This is a genomic window from Caulobacter sp. GW821-FHT11E11, assembly GCF_058808315.1.
The window spans coordinates 233,288-247,774 of sequence record NZ_JBXARO010000003.1 but is presented as its reverse complement, the minus strand read 5'-3'; the positions used below and the strand labels follow the sequence as shown (position 1 = coordinate 247,774).

The window sequence follows — 14,487 nt, the reverse complement described above, 5'->3', positions numbered from 1 at the left end:
CGACCACCGGAACATATCGCCTTGAATTTCAATGGCTTGGCATTTCAACGGGGCTTGATCCCCACCCCAGCTCGGCAAGTTTCGCCGGGCAAGGTCGCGCCGTGTGTTGCGCGGTTTGCCGAGCATGAAGGAGCCTACGCATGTCGCTGAATGCGATCATGAGCACGGCGACGTCCGGCATGATGGCCGCGCAGACGGGTCTGCGCGTCACGTCGGACAACATCGCCAACGTCAACACGACCGGCTACGTCCGCAAGACGGTCAGCCAGTCCAACCTGCTGTCCAACGGCATGGGCGTGGGCGTCAGCATCGACGCCATCAAGCGCGCGACCGACCGCTTCCTGCAGTCGGCCAGCCTGAACGCCGCGTCGGACAGCGGCCGCTCCTCGGTCGTCGCCAGCACGATGAACAGCGCCCAGCAGCTGTTCGGCGATCCCAGCGGCGAGACCAGCTTCTTCCAGACGCTGGACAACATCTTCGCGGCCTTCTCCTCGGCCCAGGACGATCCGTCCTCGTCGCTGCTGCGCACCCAGGCCCTGACGCGCGTGGACGACTTCCTCAGCGAGTCCAGCCGCATCACCTCGTCGCTGTCCAAGCTGGGCAAGGACGCCGACACCCGCATCTCGGCCGACGTCAACCGCGTCAACGACCTGCTGAGCCAGATCGACGGCCTGAACACCGACATCACCCGCGCCAAGGTGGCCGGGGCCGACGCCACCGGCGCCGAGAACGTCCAGAGCGGCCTGGTCGACGAACTGGCCAAGATGATGAACGTCCAGATCTCGCCCCGCACCCTGGGCGGCATCTACGTGCGTTCGACCGAGGGCCTGCCGCTGGCCGGTGACGGCGCGGCCAAGCTGACCTACCAGACCTCGGCCACCGCCACTGGCTACCTGACGGTGCAGTTGGCCAACGGCTCGGTGCAGCCCACCCCGCTGAACATCACCAGCGGCGAGATCAAGGGCCTGCTGGACGTGCGCAACGTCGAGCTGGTCAACCTGTCCGACCAGCTGGGCGAGTTCACATCGCGCGCGGCCGAGGAGATCAACCGCGCCTCCAACGCCGCCTCGTCGGTGCCAGCCCCGACCATCCTGAACGGTCGCGACACCGGCCTGGACGCCCAGGCGGCGATCACCGGCATGACCGGCAAGACGACCATCGCCCTGACCGACAGCAGCGGCGTCATCCAGCGCCGCATCGACATCGACTTCGACGCCGGCACGATGAGCATCGACGGCGGCGCCGGTCCGACGTTCAACAGCTCCGACTTCATGGCCCAGCTGAACACCGCCCTGGGCGCCCAGGGCTCGGCCGGGTTCTCGAGCGGTGCGCTGAGCATCGGCGGCGCGGGCGGCCTGGGCGTGGCCATCCAGGACGACGCCACCAATCCGGCGACCAAGGCCGGCAAGGGCTTCAGCCACTATTTCGGCCTGAACGACATCATCCGCACCGACGGCTATTCGCCGTACGAGACGGGCCTGACCCCGACGGACCTGCACGGCTTCACCTCGGGCGCCATGACCCTGCGCCTGACGGACGTCGAAGGCGGCCGCATCCGCGACATCACCGTCGCCCCGCCTCCCGGCGGCACGATGCAGGACATGCTGGATGCGCTGAACTCGCGCGCCAACGGCACGGGCCTGTACGGCGTGTTCACGCTGACCGACAAGGGTCAGATCAACTTCACCTCGAACAGCACGACGCCGGTGACCATGTCGGTCGTCGCCGACACCACCGAGCGCAGCATCGGCGGCCCCTCGGTCAGCCAGCTGTTCGGCATCGGCCCGGCCGAGCGCAGCACCCGCGGCGAGAAGTTCTATGTCAGCAAGACGATGGACGCGGACCCCAAGCTGGTGCCGTTCGCCAAGCTGGACCTGACCCAGATCGTCGGCGGCAGTCCCGCCCTCGCGGTCGGCGACGGCCGCGGCGCCCTGGCCCTGGCCAAGGCCGGCGACACCGCCGCCGCCTTCTCGGCCGCCGGCGACGCCTCGGCCGTCAATATGAGCGTCATCCGCTACGCCTCGGACTTCAGCGGCTCGATCGCCCGCAAGTCGGCCACCGCCGAAAGCCGCAAGGACGCCGCAGACGCGGTGGCCAGCGAGGTCGACAGCCAGCGCCAGTCGGAAGAGGGCGTGAACCTCGACGAAGAACTGATCAACCTGACCACCTACCAGCAAGCCTTCAACGCCTCGGCCCGCCTGATCCAGGCGACCAAGGACATGTTCGACGTGCTCACCGGAATCCTGGGGTAAGCCATGACCCGCGTCTCGACCGTTCAGAACTACAACATCATGACGTCCAACCTCATGAAGGCTCAGATCAGCCAGAATGCGGTGGGCGCCCAGGTCTCCAGCCAGAAGGTCGCCAGCGACCTGAAAGGCTATGCCAAGAACGCGGAGATGCTGACCGCCATGCGCGGCACGCAGACCCGCCTCAACGGCCTGCTGGACCAGGCCAAGTCGGTCGGCAACCGGCTGGAGATGCAGGACACCGGCCTGGGCCGCGTCTCCAACGCCACCCAGGGCGGGCGCGAGGCCATCGCCAACGCCCTGGCGGCCGGCAGCGCCACCACCCTGATGCAGCAGCTGAGCGCCAGCTTCAGCGAGGTGGTGCAGGGCCTGAACACCAAGTCGAACGGTCTCTACGTCTTCTCCGGCGCCAAGACCGACACGGCCACGACCACGGCGACCAGCATGGCCGACCTGACCAGCGTTCCGATCACCTCGGACCTGTTCCAGAACGACCAGTACATCGCCACCAACCGGGTCGACGAGCAGACCAGCGCCAAGACCGGCATCCTGGGCGACGCCATCGGCGCGGACGTCTTCGAGGCCTTCAAGCAGGTGCAGGCCTATGTCGACGCCAACGGCCCGTTCACCGGCAATCTGGACGACGCCCAGGTCAACTTCCTCAAAGGCCTGCTGCCCGTCTTCGACGCGGCCCAGAAGGGCGTGATCGACACCCAGGGCAAGAACGGCGTCACCCAGAAGCGCTTCGAGTCCGCCCAGAACGACCTGTCGAACCAGGCCGACACCATGACGGCCATGGTCGGCGGCATCACCGATGTCGACATGGCCGACGCCGTCACCCGCCTGGAAGCCGCCAAGCTTGCCGTCCAGGCCTCGGCCCAGGTGTTCACCAGCCTGCAGGCTTCGTCGCTGCTGAACGTGCTGAAGTAGGGAGCGGCGACAAGCCGCCCTCCCCTAACCTCGCAAAACCGGCCATCAACCGCTATATGGCGGCGGATGAACGCCGACCTGCTGATCCCCGCCGCCCCGACCGACGCCGACGCCCTGATCGCGCGCGCGGTCGAACAGGTGCGCGCGGCCGTCGGCCTGCCGGAGGGCACGCGGATCGTCGCGGCCATGTCCGGCGGCGTGGATTCCACCGTCACCGCCGCCCTGCTGGCCAAGGCCGGCTATGACGTGGTGGGCGTGACCCTGCAGCTCTACGACCACGGCGCGGCGATCACCAAGAAGGGCGCCTGCTGCGCCGGCCAGGACATCCTGGACGCCCGCATGGCCGCCGAGCGCATCGGCATCCCCCACTATGTGCTGGACTACGAGAGCCGCTTCCGCGAGCAGGTCATCGAGGACTTCGCCGACGCTTACCTGCGCGGCGAGACGCCGATCCCCTGCGTGCGCTGCAACCAGACCGTCAAGTTCCGCGACCTGCTGGACGTGGCCCGCGACCTGGGCGCCGAGGCCATGGCCACCGGGCATTATGTGCAGCGCGCCTTCGCGGGTGGCGGCAATCGCCCGCAGCTGCGTCGCGCGGCCGATCCGGCCAAGGATCAGAGCTACTTCCTGTTCGCCACCACGCGCGACCAGTTGGACTTCCTGCGCTTCCCGCTGGGCGGCATGGACAAGCCGACCGTGCGCGCCGTCGCCTTCGGCTTAGGGTTGGCCATCGCCGACAAGCCCGACAGCCAGGACATCTGCTTCGTCCCCGAGGGCAAGTACACGACCGTCATCGACCGCATCCGCCCGCAAGGCGCGGAAGCGGGCGACGTCGTGCACCTGGACGGCCGCGTATTGGGCCGCCACGAGGGCGTGACCCGTTACACCATCGGCCAGCGCCGAGGCCTGAATATCGCCGTCGGCGACCCGCTGTTCGTCGTCCGTATCGACGCCGACAAGCGCCAGGTCATCGTCGGCCCGCGCGAAGCCCTGCTGACCGCGTCCCTCACCCTGAAGGAAGGCAGCTGGCTGGGCGGCCAGGACAGCCTGGAAGCCGCCGCCGAAGAAGGCCAGGCCGTGCTGGCCCGCGTCCGCTCGACCCGTGAACCGGTCGCCGGCCGCCTGGCGTTCCAGGACGGCCAGGTCGCGGTCGTGTTCGACGGCGCCGAGGAAGGCGTCGCGCCTGGCCAGGCCTGCGTGCTCTACGACCCCGCCGATCCCGAGCGCGTGCTGGGCGGCGGCTTCATCGCCGGCACGACGCGGACCATGGACCTGCCGACCGCCTGACACGCCACGGATCGAACCGGGTCTTCCGGGGTTCAGCACAAGAACCCTTCACGGAAGATCCGCATGCTCCGATCCCTGCTCATCGGCCTGTCGGCCGGCTCCCGCTCCATGACCCCGCTGGCCGCTGTCAGCGAGGCCGCGCATGGCGGTCATCTGGACGCCAACAATCCCTCCGCCCAGCTTCTCGGCCATCCCCTGGTCGCGGCCGGAACCAAGGCCCTGGCCGCCGGCGAGCTGTGGGGCGACAAGCTGAAGACAGCCCCGGACCGCATCGTGCCGCTGGGCATCGCCGCCCGCGTCATCACCGCAGGCTTCACCGGCGCCGCCCTGGCCCCGCGCAAGAAGATGCTGCTGGGCGGCGCGCTCGCTATCGGCGCGGCGGTGGCGGCTTCTTACGTCACCTTCCATCTGCGCATGAAAGCCATCAACCGCTTCGGCCAGACCAACAGCGGCCTCGTGGAGGACGCCCTCACCGTCGGCGCGGCCCAGCTGGTCACGCGGGCGCTACGCTGATGGAACGCAAGGACAAGGAGCCGGTGGCGCCCGAAATGACGCCCGCGCCGGAGGCGGATGCGCCGGCCGACGGCGTCCGCCGCCAGCGCCAGCACATCGAGGAATTGGACGGCGAGGATTCGCTGCGCGGCGGCGTGGCGGACTAGCCTTCGCCCGGAGGTTTGCCGTCGCCCTCCTGAAGCACCGTCGGCCGAGGGCGTCGGAATTCCTGGTCGCGCAGGGCCTCGCGCGTGAAATGCTGGGTGATGAGAGCGTTCACGTCCTGCACCGGCGCGACCAGCGCCAACGCCACGGCTGCGCCGATGCCGAGCGCCGAGACGCCAAACGCGAAAAGCGTAACCATCGGCGTGATCGCCAGCCAGAACGGCAGCGTGCGCCAGTCGTAGAGCGGCAGCTCCGCCCTGTTCCGCACAGACATCTCGCGCAGCATGATGCTGGTGAACAGCACCGCGACGCCGCAGGCGACCACGGCCAGGATCAGGGCGGCCCTCAGCGCGACCGAAGCCGCATTGCGCCCGATGATCGCGCCCGTCCAGCCCAGCCCGGTGCAGACCACCGCGAAGGCGTAGGCGCGCAGGCGAGCCTTGGGGCTCAGGCCGGTGTCACTGGTCACGACGTACGCTTCGCCCCTGTTGAACGGCGCCCATGATCCAGGTCGCCGCCCGCCGGGACAAGGGGTTTGGACGCCCTAGGCCGCGCGGCCCGGGCGCACCGCGACCCCGTCCTCGACCTTGAACCGGCTCATCAGGCGGAACAGCTCGCTCGTCTCGCGGGCCAGGCCGTGGGCGGCGGCGGTGCTTTCCTCGACCATGGCGGCGTTCTGTTGGGTCATCTGGTCCATCTGGTTGACGGCGACATTGACCTCGACCAGCCCGGTGGACTGCTCCTTGGCGGCGGCGGCGATGCCGGCCACAACGCCGCTGATCTGGCCGACCCGCTCGCCGATCCGCGTCAGCGCCTCGCCGGCCTGGGCGACCAGCTCAACGCCGCGCCCAACCTCCGTGCCCGACGTATTGATCAAGCGCTTGATGTCCCGCGCCGCCTCGGCCGAGCGCTGGGCCAGGGCCCGCACCTCCATGGCCACGACCGCGAAACCCTTGCCGCTCTCGCCGGCGCGGGCCGCCTCGACGCCCGCGTTAAGGGCCAACAGGTTGGTCTGGAAGGCGATCTCGTCGATCACCCCGATGATCTGGTTGATCTCGCGCGAGCTGTTTTCGATCTGGCCCATGGCGGCGACGGCGTCGTCGACCACCCGGCGCGAACCGTCGGCGTCGTCCTTGGCCTGGCCGACGATGTGGCGCGCCTGGTCGGCGCCATCGGCCGTCCTGCGGACGGTGGCGGTGATCTGATCAAGGGCGGCGGCGGTCTCTTCCAGGCTGGCGGCCTGGCGCTCGGTGCGTTGCGACAGTTCGCTGGAGGCCTGGCTGATCTCGTCCGTGCCCGAGCGGATGCCCCGGCTGGCGTCGGACAGCACGCCCATGGTCTCGCGCAGGCTCTCCATCGCCTGGTTGAAGTCGGCGCGCAGCTTCTCGTAGTCGGCGGCGAACGGGGTCTTCAGGCGGAACACCAGGTCGCCGGCCGACAGCTTCTCCAGCCCCTGGGCGATGGAGCTGACGACCAGCTCCTGCTCCTTCTGGGCCTGGGCCTTGGCGGCCTCGACGCGGGCGCGTTCGGCCTCGGCGGCGGCGCGCTGCTCGGCGGTCATGCCCTCCAGTCGCAGCTTCTCGATCGCGGCGTCCTTGAAGGCCTGGACCGCGCCGGCCATCTCGCCGATCTCGTCGCGGCGGCCCACGCCCGGAATGGCGATGGCGTTGTCGCCCGAGGCCAGGCGGCGCATGGCCGAGGTCATGGCGCTGACCGGGGCGGCGACCAGGCGGCTCAGCACGACGGCCAGGATGGCCGACAGCGCCAAAGCCAAGAGGCAGCTGACCACCAGATAGATCTTGCCCATGAAGATGGCCTTGGACTGCGACTCAAGCCGCTCGTCCTGCAGCAGATGCTGGGCCTCGCTGATCTCGTCCAGGGTCGCCTGCATCTCGCGCAGGGTGTTGCGCCCCATCAGCTCGACGGCCTGATCGTGGCCGCCCTCCTGCTTGGCCAGGGCCAGCGGCTTGTCGGCGAACTCAGCCCGCCAGTTGGCGATCATGGTCTTCAGTTTCTGGGCCCGCGTGCGCTGCCGCTCGCTGGACGTGTCGGCGATGAAACGGTCGACCGCGCCGTCCACGGCCTTCACATGGGCCTCGTAGGCTTCCAGGTGCGAGGCGTCTCTGGCCATGACGAAGCCGCGCACGGCGTTCTGCTGCTCGACCAGCCCTTGGGTGACCGCCTCGACGTCCAGCGACAGGTCGTAGGTCTTGTCGTTCTTCTGGGCGGCGTCGTGGATCTGGTCCAGCTTCAGGAAGACCATGGCGTCGCCGATCAGCGACACGACGATCAGCACCGCGAAGGTCAGCAGCAGCTTGCGCGCGATCTTCAGGTTGTTGAGGAACATGGAAAGCCGTCCGAGCAGGGCCGGCAAACGTTTGCCGCGCGCGCAAACTTCGCGCCCAACGTGCTTTCCGAAACCTTACTCGGCGAAAAGGCCGCACCCCGCCGCCGACCCGTATCGGGTCATTCCGCGGCGATCTTGACCGCTTCAAGCGCCTCGCCGACGGTCAGGCCCTGGGCCTCCCGAGGCGCGCGTTCCAGGTCGCGGCGCTGGACCACCTCGCCGCACTCCTCGCAGGCGAGGACCGGATGGAAGGCGCAACCGCACTTTTTGTGGGTGAACATCACCGGCGACTGGTCGCGACCATAGACGTGGCGGTCGCCCCATTCGGACATGGTCAGCAGCACCGGGGACAGGGCCAGGCCCTTCTGGGTCAGCCAGTATTCGTTGCGCGGCGGCCGCTCGGAATAGAGGCGGGTCTCCATGACGCCGTGGCTGACCAGGGTCTTCAAACGCGCGGCCAGGACGTTGCGGGCCACGCCCAGCCGCTCCTGCCATTGTTCGAAGCGCTTCACCCCGGCGAAAGCGTCGCGGAGGATCAGCAGAGTCCAGGGATCGCCCACGACCTCGAGGGTGGCGGCGACCGAGCAACGTTCGTTCGTATAGTCAGCAGTGCGGCCCATTTTGGCAGGGTGCGGCGTTCCGCGAGGGAAAGCAAGAGACCGTTGCGTTTGAAGATGAACTGCCGTACGTTTTTAATCGCAATTGACTCTCTCGGTTATTGCATGACTGGCGAGGAGGCCTGGTTTCGGCCGACGCCTCCTCGCCCCTTTCCCATCACAAAATCGCAAGCCGCTTGCGCATCACGAGGCGATCAGGGCCTATCTCGCCTCAAAATTACGTTCTGGGAGCTTAATCCATGTCCGCGTCTGATCCCGTCGTCATCGTCTCTTATGCCCGCACGCCGATGGGCGGTTTCCAGGGTGCCCTGGGCGGTGTGAAGGCCACGGACCTGGGCGCGGCGGCGGTCAAGGCGGCCATCGAGCGGGCCGGCGTCGCGGGCGACAAGGTCGAGCAGATCATCATGGGCTGCGTGCTGCCGGCCGGCCTTGGCCAGGCGCCGGCCCGCCAGGCGGCGCTGGGCGCGGGCCTTCCCCTTTCCGTCGAGGCGACCACCGTCAACAAGATGTGCGGCAGCGGCATGCAGGCGGCGATCATGGCTCACGACGCCCTCGCCGCAGGCTCGGTCGACGTCGTCGTCGCCGGCGGTATGGAGAGCATGACCGGCGCGCCCTACCTGATGTCCAAGCACCGCGCTGGGGCCCGCATCGGCCACGACCAGATGTGGGACTCCATGTACCTGGACGGCCTGGAGGACGCCTACACGCCGGGCAAGCTGATGGGCGCCTTCGCCGAGGAGACGGCGGCCCAGTACCAGTTCAGCCGCGAGGCCATGGACGACTACGCGACCAAGGGTCTGGCCAAGGCCAAGCACGCTATCCAGAGCGGCGCCTTCAAGGCCGAGATCACCCCGGTGACCGTCACCAGCCGCAAGGGGACCGAGGTCGTCGACACCGACGAGCAGCCGCTGAAGGCCGATCCGGCCAAGATCCCGACCCTGCGTCCCGCCTTCGCCCGCGACGGCGGCATCACGGCGGCCAACAGCAGCTCGATCAGCGACGGCGCCGCCGCCCTGGTCATGACCCGCGAGAGCGTGGCCAAAGCCCTGGGCCTGCCGATCGTCGCCCGCGTCGTCAGCCACGCCGCCCACGCCCACGAGCCGGGCCTGTTCACCACCGCCCCCGTGCCGGCCATGAGGAAGGCGCTGAAGAGGGCCGGCTGGGCGGTTTCCGACGTCGACCTGTTCGAGGTCAACGAGGCCTTCGCCGTCGTCGCCATGATCGCCCAGCAGGAGCTCGGCATCCCCGAGGACAAGCTGAACGTCAACGGCGGCGCCTGCGCCCTGGGCCACCCGATCGGCGCCTCGGGCGCGCGGATCCTCTGCACCCTGATCAACGCCCTGCAGGCGCGCGGCGGCAAGAAGGGCCTGGCGTCGCTCTGCATCGGCGGCGGCGAGGCCACGGCCATGGCGGTGGAGCTGGTCTGACCCTATCTGGGGCGGATCAGATTCCCGTTGAGACGCGTTCACTCGTCATGACCGACACCTTCCGCCACAACCCCGAACTCAGCCGCTACGAGCTGGAGGAAGACGGCCACCTGGCGTGGGCCGACTACCAGCGCTCGGGCCACCGGCTGGTGATCCCGCATGTCGAGGCCGACATGGCCCTGCGCGGCACCGGCGCGGCCGGCCGGCTGATGGGCCGCGTCGCCGAGACGGCCCGCGCCGAGGGCATGCGGATCACCCCGCTATGCTCCTACGCGGCCGCCTGGCTGAAGCGGAACGACCCGGACCTGATCGCCTAAGGCTTGGGTGCGGGCGGCGGGCTCTCGAAGCTGCCTGCCGCGCCCGGGAACACCGTCGGGCTCTCCCAGCCGTCGGCGCTGACCGCCGACACCCCGAAGAAGAAGTCGTCGATCACCACGTCCTTCAAGGTCGTGCCATGAGGCGTTTCTGGGCCGGCCGGAACCCAGCGGCTGAAGCGCCACTGTGGGTCGGTGGTCACGCGCCATGACACCTTGTGGCCGGCCGCGCCCGGCGTGGCGGCCCACGAGACCTTGGTGTCGGGGCTGACCGCCCCCTCGATCCTGACGCCCGACGGCGGCGGCGGGGCCGAGGCTAGGCTGGCCATGGTCACCGTGTTCAGCCGCGTGACCTGGGCCAGGTAGGCGAAGTCGACGCCCTCGACCGTGTCGCCATAGGGCCGGCCGTTCTCGGTGCGCAGGTCCTGGTGCTGGCGGTCGTAGTTCTCGACCGCCTCGGTCACCCGCACGGCCGGATAGCCGGCCTCTAGCATCGGCACCTGGTCGCCGCCCCGGCCGTAGCGGTCGGTGCGATAGACCATCACCACGTCGAAATTGGTCAGGTACTTGTCGGCCAGCCCGTCCATGTAGCGCGCGAGATTCCGCGAGGGGCTGTCGACCTCGCCGCCGTTGTAGCGGCGGCCATTGGCCTGTTCGGGCGTCTCGACCGCCTTGGTGCCCTCCGAGAAGACGCGAACGTGGGTGTTGTCCATCACGCCGCTCTGGCCGCGGCTGTTGCCGACGATGTCGTTGTTGAGGTCGGCCTCGATCTTCCAGCCCTGGGTGCGGGCATATTCGGCCAGCACCTTGCCGCCGTAGAGCCCCTGCTCTTCGCCCGACAGGACCGCGAACACCAGGGTGGCCGGGAACTTGTGCTTGCTCAGCACCCGCGCCGCCTCGATCACCGCCGCCACGCCCGAGCCGTCGTCATTGGCGCCCGGCGCGTCGCTGGTGAAGTCCATGACGTCGGTGACGCGGCTGTCGATATGGCCGGCGATGACGATCACCCGGCTGGGATCGGTCGTGCCCTTCTGGATGGCCAGGACGTCCATGACCTCGGTCGGGTTGGGGATCCGCTTGCCGGTGAACACCTGGCTGGGTGTCTCGACCGTCAGGCAGCCGCCGCAGTCCTTGGAGATCGCCTCGAAGCGGGCCTTGGTCCAGCGCCGGGCCGCGCCGATGCCGCGCTTGTCGGACTTGGTGTCCGACAGGGTGTGGCGGGTGCCGAAACCCACCAGCGCGCGGATCGTGCTCTCCAGCGCCTTGGCGTCGACGTCGGCGGCGATGGTCCGCAGCACCGGCTGGTCAGCCGACGGCGCCTGCTGGGCATGGGCGGCGCTGGCCATCAGGACGGCAGCGAGGGTAAGGGGCAAGCGCATGCGGGCTCCGGACGAAATCAGGCGCGCACGTTTCCGGCCAGGCTCGTCTCGCGCAAGCCTTTTTCAGGCCTTTGCCGCCTTCGCCGCCATGAAGGCCACGCGGTCCAGCACCTCGGGCCCGGCGGCGGGACCGGGCGTGTAGGCGAAGTGCTCGCCGGTGATCGGCTTGCCGCTGATGCGGTCGACCATGATCGGCTCGGCGGCGACACCCGTCTCACGGTCCACGAGCTGGCCGGCCACACCCTCGATGGCGAAGTGGCGGTTGCCGAAGGCCAGCATCGCCGTCAGCACCGGCGCGAAGTCGCGGCCCAGGTCCGTCAGCAGATACTCAAAGCGCGGCGGCCGCTCGCTATAGGCGCGCTTCTCCAGCATCCCGTTCTCCACGAGGCCGGCCAGGCGCTTGGTCAGGATGTTGGGCGCCACGCCCAGGCTCTTCTCGAACTGGTCGAAACGGGTCAGCCCCTGGGCCGCGTCGCGCAGGATCAGCAGGGTCCAATGGTCGCCCACCCGCTCCAGCGTGCGGCCGACAGGGCATTGGGTGGGGGGGCGCTCGGGCTTGCTCATGACAAATAATCTGGGAAGCGACTTGCGAAAAGCAAGTTACCTCATAGCTAAGCGTGGAGCCGGACCGATGGGGCCTCGGCGAGAGACTGAGGCTACCACGATGAGCGACACCAACACCAAGGGTACGGCCCTGATCACCGGCGCTTCGACCGGCATCGGCGCGGTCTATGCCGACCGCCTGGCCAAGCGCGGCTACGACCTGATCCTGGTCGCCCGCGACGAAGCCCGCCTGAACACCCTCGCCGACCGCCTGCGCGGCGAGACCGGCGTCAAGGTCGAGGTCATCAAGGCCGACCTGACCGACAAGGCCGACGTCCTGAAACTGGAACAGCGCCTGGCGACAGACACCACGATCAACGCCTTGATCAACAATGCCGGCGTCGCCGGGTCGAACGACTTCGTCGCCTCCGATCCCGACGCCTTCGAGAAGATGATCCAGCTGAACGTGACCACCGTCACCCGCCTGGCCTCGGCGGCGGCCCGCAACTTCGTGCCGCGCAACAAGGGTGCGATCGTCAACCTGGCCTCGGTGGTCGGCCTGGCCCCGGAACTGGGCATGCCGGTCTACGGCGCGACCAAGGCCTTCGTGCTGTACCTGACCCAGGCCCTGCGCGTGCAGCTGGCCGACTCCGCCGTGCGCCTGCAGGCCGTGCTGCCCGGCGCGACGCGCACCGAGATCTGGGAACGTTCGGGCTCTGACATCCATGCGATGGATCCGAACATGATCATGGATGTCGACGACATGGTCGACGCGGCCATTGCCGGCTTCGACCAGGGCGAGCTGGTGACGATCCCGTCCCTGCCCGACGCGGCCGACTGGGACGGCGCCCTGGCCGCCAAGGCCAAGCTTTATCCGAACCTGTCGCGCAGCGAGCCAGCGGCTCGCTTCAAAGCTTAAAGCGGAAAGCTCGTCGGCGCGGCGCTCACTCCCGCGCCGACGAGTCCGCCCTGACGGTTTCCTACTGGGTTGATGCCACCAGTGGGAAACCGCCGGGAACGCGAAACTAGCTGAGCACCATCACGACGACGCGGCGGTTCTGGGCCCGGCCCTCACGCGTTTCGTTGGCGGCGACGGGAGCGTCCTGGCCGTACGAGATGGTCGCCATGCGGTTCAGGGCGACGCCGTGCACGCTGAGGAACTTGCGCACGGTCTCGGCGCGCTTCTCACCGAGCTCGTCGTTGTATTCCTTGGAGCCCGAGTTGTCGGTGTGGCCCTGGATTTCCAGGTACACGTTCTTGTTGTCGGCCTTCAGCTTCTCGGTGAACTCCGACAGGCGTTGCTCGGCTTCCGGCGAGAGGTTCGCGGCGTTGACCGGGAACTTCACGGAGTCATCGCTCAGCACCAGGGCGTACTGGAACTTGCCCTCGGCCAGCTTGCCGGCGGCGATGGCGCGATCCAGGGCTTCCTTCGAGGTCTTGTCCAGCTCACCGATCTGGGTGTCATGAGTGCTGACCCGCTCATTGACGGCGCCAACCTGGGTGTTGACGTACTTCTTGGTGGCGCAGCCGCTGACCGACAGGCCGCCCATCACCAGGGCGGCGGCGATCATCATGGTCTTCGTGCTTGCTATCATGGGTTTGGGTCTCGTCCGTAGAATGGGGCTGCGAGACGTCCTGCAACGCTCGCAGGACCAAATCGGGCAGCGGAACTTGGCCAAAGATGGGCGCGATTCCGGCGCTTCCGGGCCAAGCTATGCCATTGATATGGCGACGGTTTCCGAACCTATAGAACCGCGCGCAAGCGCCGTGTGCGGCGTTTGGTTCCGAAAATTCTTTATTGATTTTCCGTGCTGGAAAGCCACGCCGAAAAGGCCTGCAGGGCCGGCGTCGGGGCCTTGGACTTCAGCCAGGTCAGCCAGTAGCGACCGGCGCTGACCTGAGTCGAGAAGGGCCGAACCAGGCGCCCCTGCTGCAGATCGCGAGCAAACATCATCGGCGGCGCCAGCGCCACCCCCAATCCCTGCATCGCCGCCTCGACCATCACCCAAGAGCTGTCGAACACCGGCCCGCGGATGGGCGGCGGCGACAGGCCGGCGGCGGCGAACCAGTCGGGCCAGTCGGCGGCGCGGTAGCTGCGCAGCAGGGTCTCACCGAAGAGGTCCGTGGGCTCCTTGATCCGCTCGGCCAGGGCCGGCGCGCACAGCGGGCTCATCGGCGCCTCGAACAGCGGCGACGCCTCGGTGCCATGCCAGGCCCCGTCGCCGAACCGCACCGCGCAGTCCAGCCCCTCGCCCGCCAGGTCGGTGCGGTTGTTGTTGGTGAAGAGCCGCAGGTCCACGAACGGGTGGGCCTCGCGGAAGGCCGGCAGTCGCGGCAGCAGCCAGCCCACCGCGAAGGTGCCCACGACCCCGACGCTGAGCACCTCCAGCACCCGGCCGCCCTCGAACCGGGCCAAGACGTCGTCCAGCCGGTCGAACGAGTCCCGCACGCTAGGCAGCAGGGCCAGGCCCTCGTCGGTCAGGGCGAGACCACGCGGCAGGCGGCGGAACAGGGCCGCGCCGAGCCTGGCTTCGAGCCCCTTCACCTGGTGGCTGACGGCGGCCTGGGTCACGCACAGCTCGATCGCGGCCCGGGTGAACGAAAGGTGCCGGGCCGAGGCCTCGAAGGCGCGCAAGGCGTTCAGGGGCAGCTGGGCGCGGCTCATTAACGATGACCCTAACGGAGCTAATGGGTCGACCAAGGTATCGTCGTTTGCGGGCGAGGCCAGCCCCCGGCA

Annotated in this window: 15 protein-coding genes; 8 read left to right on the top strand and 7 right to left on the bottom strand. The window is 68.6% G+C overall.

The features are described 5' to 3' along the window. Nucleotides 1-140 precede the first annotated feature (140 nt). The 5 genes from flgK to AC1RR5_RS08460 all read left to right on the top strand — a co-directional run bounded on the left by flgK (nucleotide 141) and on the right by AC1RR5_RS08460 (nucleotide 5,125). Nucleotides 141-2,252, top strand: coding sequence for a flagellar hook-associated protein FlgK (gene flgK / locus AC1RR5_RS08480; protein WP_492920858.1), 2,112 nt, complete (start codon nucleotides 141-143; stop codon nucleotides 2,250-2,252). A gap of 3 nt (nucleotides 2,253-2,255) precedes the next feature. Then, nucleotides 2,256-3,179, top strand: a complete 924-nt coding sequence (locus AC1RR5_RS08475) for a flagellin (protein ID WP_492920857.1) — start codon at nucleotides 2,256-2,258, stop codon at nucleotides 3,177-3,179. A gap of 66 nt (nucleotides 3,180-3,245) precedes the next feature. Then, a complete protein-coding gene (gene mnmA / locus AC1RR5_RS08470; RefSeq protein WP_492920856.1) occupies nucleotides 3,246-4,466 on the top strand; it encodes a tRNA 2-thiouridine(34) synthase MnmA in 1,221 nt (406 codons plus the stop codon). 63 nt (nucleotides 4,467-4,529) lie between these two features. Then, nucleotides 4,530-4,979, top strand: a complete 450-nt coding sequence (locus AC1RR5_RS08465) for a DUF4126 domain-containing protein (RefSeq protein ID WP_492920855.1) — start codon at nucleotides 4,530-4,532, stop codon at nucleotides 4,977-4,979. Continuing rightward, nucleotides 4,979-5,125 (top strand): hypothetical protein, encoded by a 147-nt coding sequence (locus AC1RR5_RS08460; RefSeq protein ID WP_492920854.1) that lies wholly within the window; start codon nucleotides 4,979-4,981, stop codon nucleotides 5,123-5,125. Before AC1RR5_RS08465 ends, AC1RR5_RS08460 begins: the two co-directional genes overlap by 1 nt. On the opposite strand, the gene AC1RR5_RS08455 is transcribed toward AC1RR5_RS08460, so the two are convergent. The 3 genes from AC1RR5_RS08455 to AC1RR5_RS08445 form a co-directional block, all read right to left on the bottom strand. After that, the gene (locus AC1RR5_RS08455) at nucleotides 5,122-5,592 is read right to left on the bottom strand and encodes a hypothetical protein (protein WP_492920853.1); all 471 of its coding nucleotides are present in this window, start codon (nucleotides 5,590-5,592) and stop codon (nucleotides 5,122-5,124) included. The genes AC1RR5_RS08460 and AC1RR5_RS08455 overlap by 4 nt on opposite strands. A 75-nt stretch (nucleotides 5,593-5,667) precedes the next feature. Further along, nucleotides 5,668-7,470 (bottom strand): methyl-accepting chemotaxis protein, encoded by a 1,803-nt coding sequence (locus tag AC1RR5_RS08450; protein ID WP_492920852.1) that lies wholly within the window; start codon nucleotides 7,468-7,470, stop codon nucleotides 5,668-5,670. Between the two features lie 119 nt (nucleotides 7,471-7,589). Further along, a complete protein-coding gene (locus tag AC1RR5_RS08445; RefSeq protein ID WP_492920851.1) occupies nucleotides 7,590-8,090 on the bottom strand; it encodes a winged helix-turn-helix transcriptional regulator in 501 nt (166 codons plus the stop codon). A gap of 236 nt (nucleotides 8,091-8,326) precedes the next feature. On the opposite strand from AC1RR5_RS08445, the gene AC1RR5_RS08440 reads away from it, so the two are divergent. Then, the gene (locus tag AC1RR5_RS08440; RefSeq protein ID WP_492920850.1) at nucleotides 8,327-9,514 is read left to right on the top strand and encodes an acetyl-CoA C-acyltransferase; all 1,188 of its coding nucleotides are present in this window, start codon (nucleotides 8,327-8,329) and stop codon (nucleotides 9,512-9,514) included. Nucleotides 9,515-9,561: 47 nt separating this feature from the next. Further along, nucleotides 9,562-9,831: a GNAT family N-acetyltransferase gene (locus AC1RR5_RS08435; RefSeq protein WP_492920849.1), complete on the top strand. Its 270-nt coding sequence runs from the start codon at nucleotides 9,562-9,564 to the stop codon at nucleotides 9,829-9,831. Here AC1RR5_RS08435 and AC1RR5_RS08430 read toward each other — a convergent pair. Both AC1RR5_RS08430 and AC1RR5_RS08425 read right to left on the bottom strand, forming a co-directional pair. Continuing rightward, nucleotides 9,828-11,207: a M20/M25/M40 family metallo-hydrolase gene (locus AC1RR5_RS08430; protein WP_492920848.1), complete on the bottom strand. Its 1,380-nt coding sequence runs from the start codon at nucleotides 11,205-11,207 to the stop codon at nucleotides 9,828-9,830. The two genes, AC1RR5_RS08435 and AC1RR5_RS08430, sit on opposite strands and share 4 nt — an antisense overlap. A gap of 63 nt (nucleotides 11,208-11,270) precedes the next feature. Beyond that, nucleotides 11,271-11,771, bottom strand: coding sequence for a winged helix-turn-helix transcriptional regulator (locus AC1RR5_RS08425; RefSeq protein WP_492920847.1), 501 nt, complete (start codon nucleotides 11,769-11,771; stop codon nucleotides 11,271-11,273). Between the two features lie 100 nt (nucleotides 11,772-11,871). Here AC1RR5_RS08425 and AC1RR5_RS08420 point away from each other — a divergent pair, with 100 nt between their 5' ends. Further along, a complete protein-coding gene (locus AC1RR5_RS08420; RefSeq protein ID WP_492920846.1) occupies nucleotides 11,872-12,669 on the top strand; it encodes an SDR family NAD(P)-dependent oxidoreductase in 798 nt (265 codons plus the stop codon). Nucleotides 12,670-12,775: 106 nt separating this feature from the next. On the opposite strand, the gene AC1RR5_RS08415 is transcribed toward AC1RR5_RS08420, so the two are convergent. Further along, nucleotides 12,776-13,345, bottom strand: coding sequence for an OmpA family protein (locus AC1RR5_RS08415; protein ID WP_492920845.1), 570 nt, complete (start codon nucleotides 13,343-13,345; stop codon nucleotides 12,776-12,778). Between the two features lie 200 nt (nucleotides 13,346-13,545). Then, nucleotides 13,546-14,415, bottom strand: a complete 870-nt coding sequence (locus AC1RR5_RS08410; RefSeq protein WP_492920844.1) for a LysR family transcriptional regulator — start codon at nucleotides 14,413-14,415, stop codon at nucleotides 13,546-13,548. Nucleotides 14,416-14,487: the final 72 nt, after the last annotated feature.

Bases quoted from the DNA above. Each gene is read 5' to 3' on its own strand.
- flgK (WP_492920858.1), top strand. From the start codon at position 141: ATGTCGCTGAATGCGATCATGAGCACGGCGACGTCCGGCATGATGGCC.
- AC1RR5_RS08475 (WP_492920857.1), top strand. From the start codon at position 2,256: ATGACCCGCGTCTCGACCGTTCAGAACTACAACATCATGACGTCCAAC.
- mnmA (WP_492920856.1), top strand. From the start codon at position 3,246: ATGAACGCCGACCTGCTGATCCCCGCCGCCCCGACCGACGCCGACGCC.
- AC1RR5_RS08465 (WP_492920855.1), top strand. From the start codon at position 4,530: ATGCTCCGATCCCTGCTCATCGGCCTGTCGGCCGGCTCCCGCTCCATG.
- AC1RR5_RS08460 (WP_492920854.1), top strand. From the start codon at position 4,979: ATGGAACGCAAGGACAAGGAGCCGGTGGCGCCCGAAATGACGCCCGCG.
- AC1RR5_RS08450 (WP_492920852.1), bottom strand. From the start codon at position 7,470: ATGTTCCTCAACAACCTGAAGATCGCGCGCAAGCTGCTGCTGACCTTC.
- AC1RR5_RS08445 (WP_492920851.1), bottom strand. From the start codon at position 8,090: ATGGGCCGCACTGCTGACTATACGAACGAACGTTGCTCGGTCGCCGCC.
- AC1RR5_RS08440 (WP_492920850.1), top strand. From the start codon at position 8,327: ATGTCCGCGTCTGATCCCGTCGTCATCGTCTCTTATGCCCGCACGCCG.
- AC1RR5_RS08435 (WP_492920849.1), top strand. From the start codon at position 9,562: ATGACCGACACCTTCCGCCACAACCCCGAACTCAGCCGCTACGAGCTG.
- AC1RR5_RS08430 (WP_492920848.1), bottom strand. From the start codon at position 11,207: ATGCGCTTGCCCCTTACCCTCGCTGCCGTCCTGATGGCCAGCGCCGCC.
- AC1RR5_RS08425 (WP_492920847.1), bottom strand. From the start codon at position 11,771: ATGAGCAAGCCCGAGCGCCCCCCCACCCAATGCCCTGTCGGCCGCACG.
- AC1RR5_RS08420 (WP_492920846.1), top strand. From the start codon at position 11,872: ATGAGCGACACCAACACCAAGGGTACGGCCCTGATCACCGGCGCTTCG.
- AC1RR5_RS08415 (WP_492920845.1), bottom strand. From the start codon at position 13,345: ATGATAGCAAGCACGAAGACCATGATGATCGCCGCCGCCCTGGTGATG.
- AC1RR5_RS08410 (WP_492920844.1), bottom strand. From the start codon at position 14,415: ATGAGCCGCGCCCAGCTGCCCCTGAACGCCTTGCGCGCCTTCGAGGCC.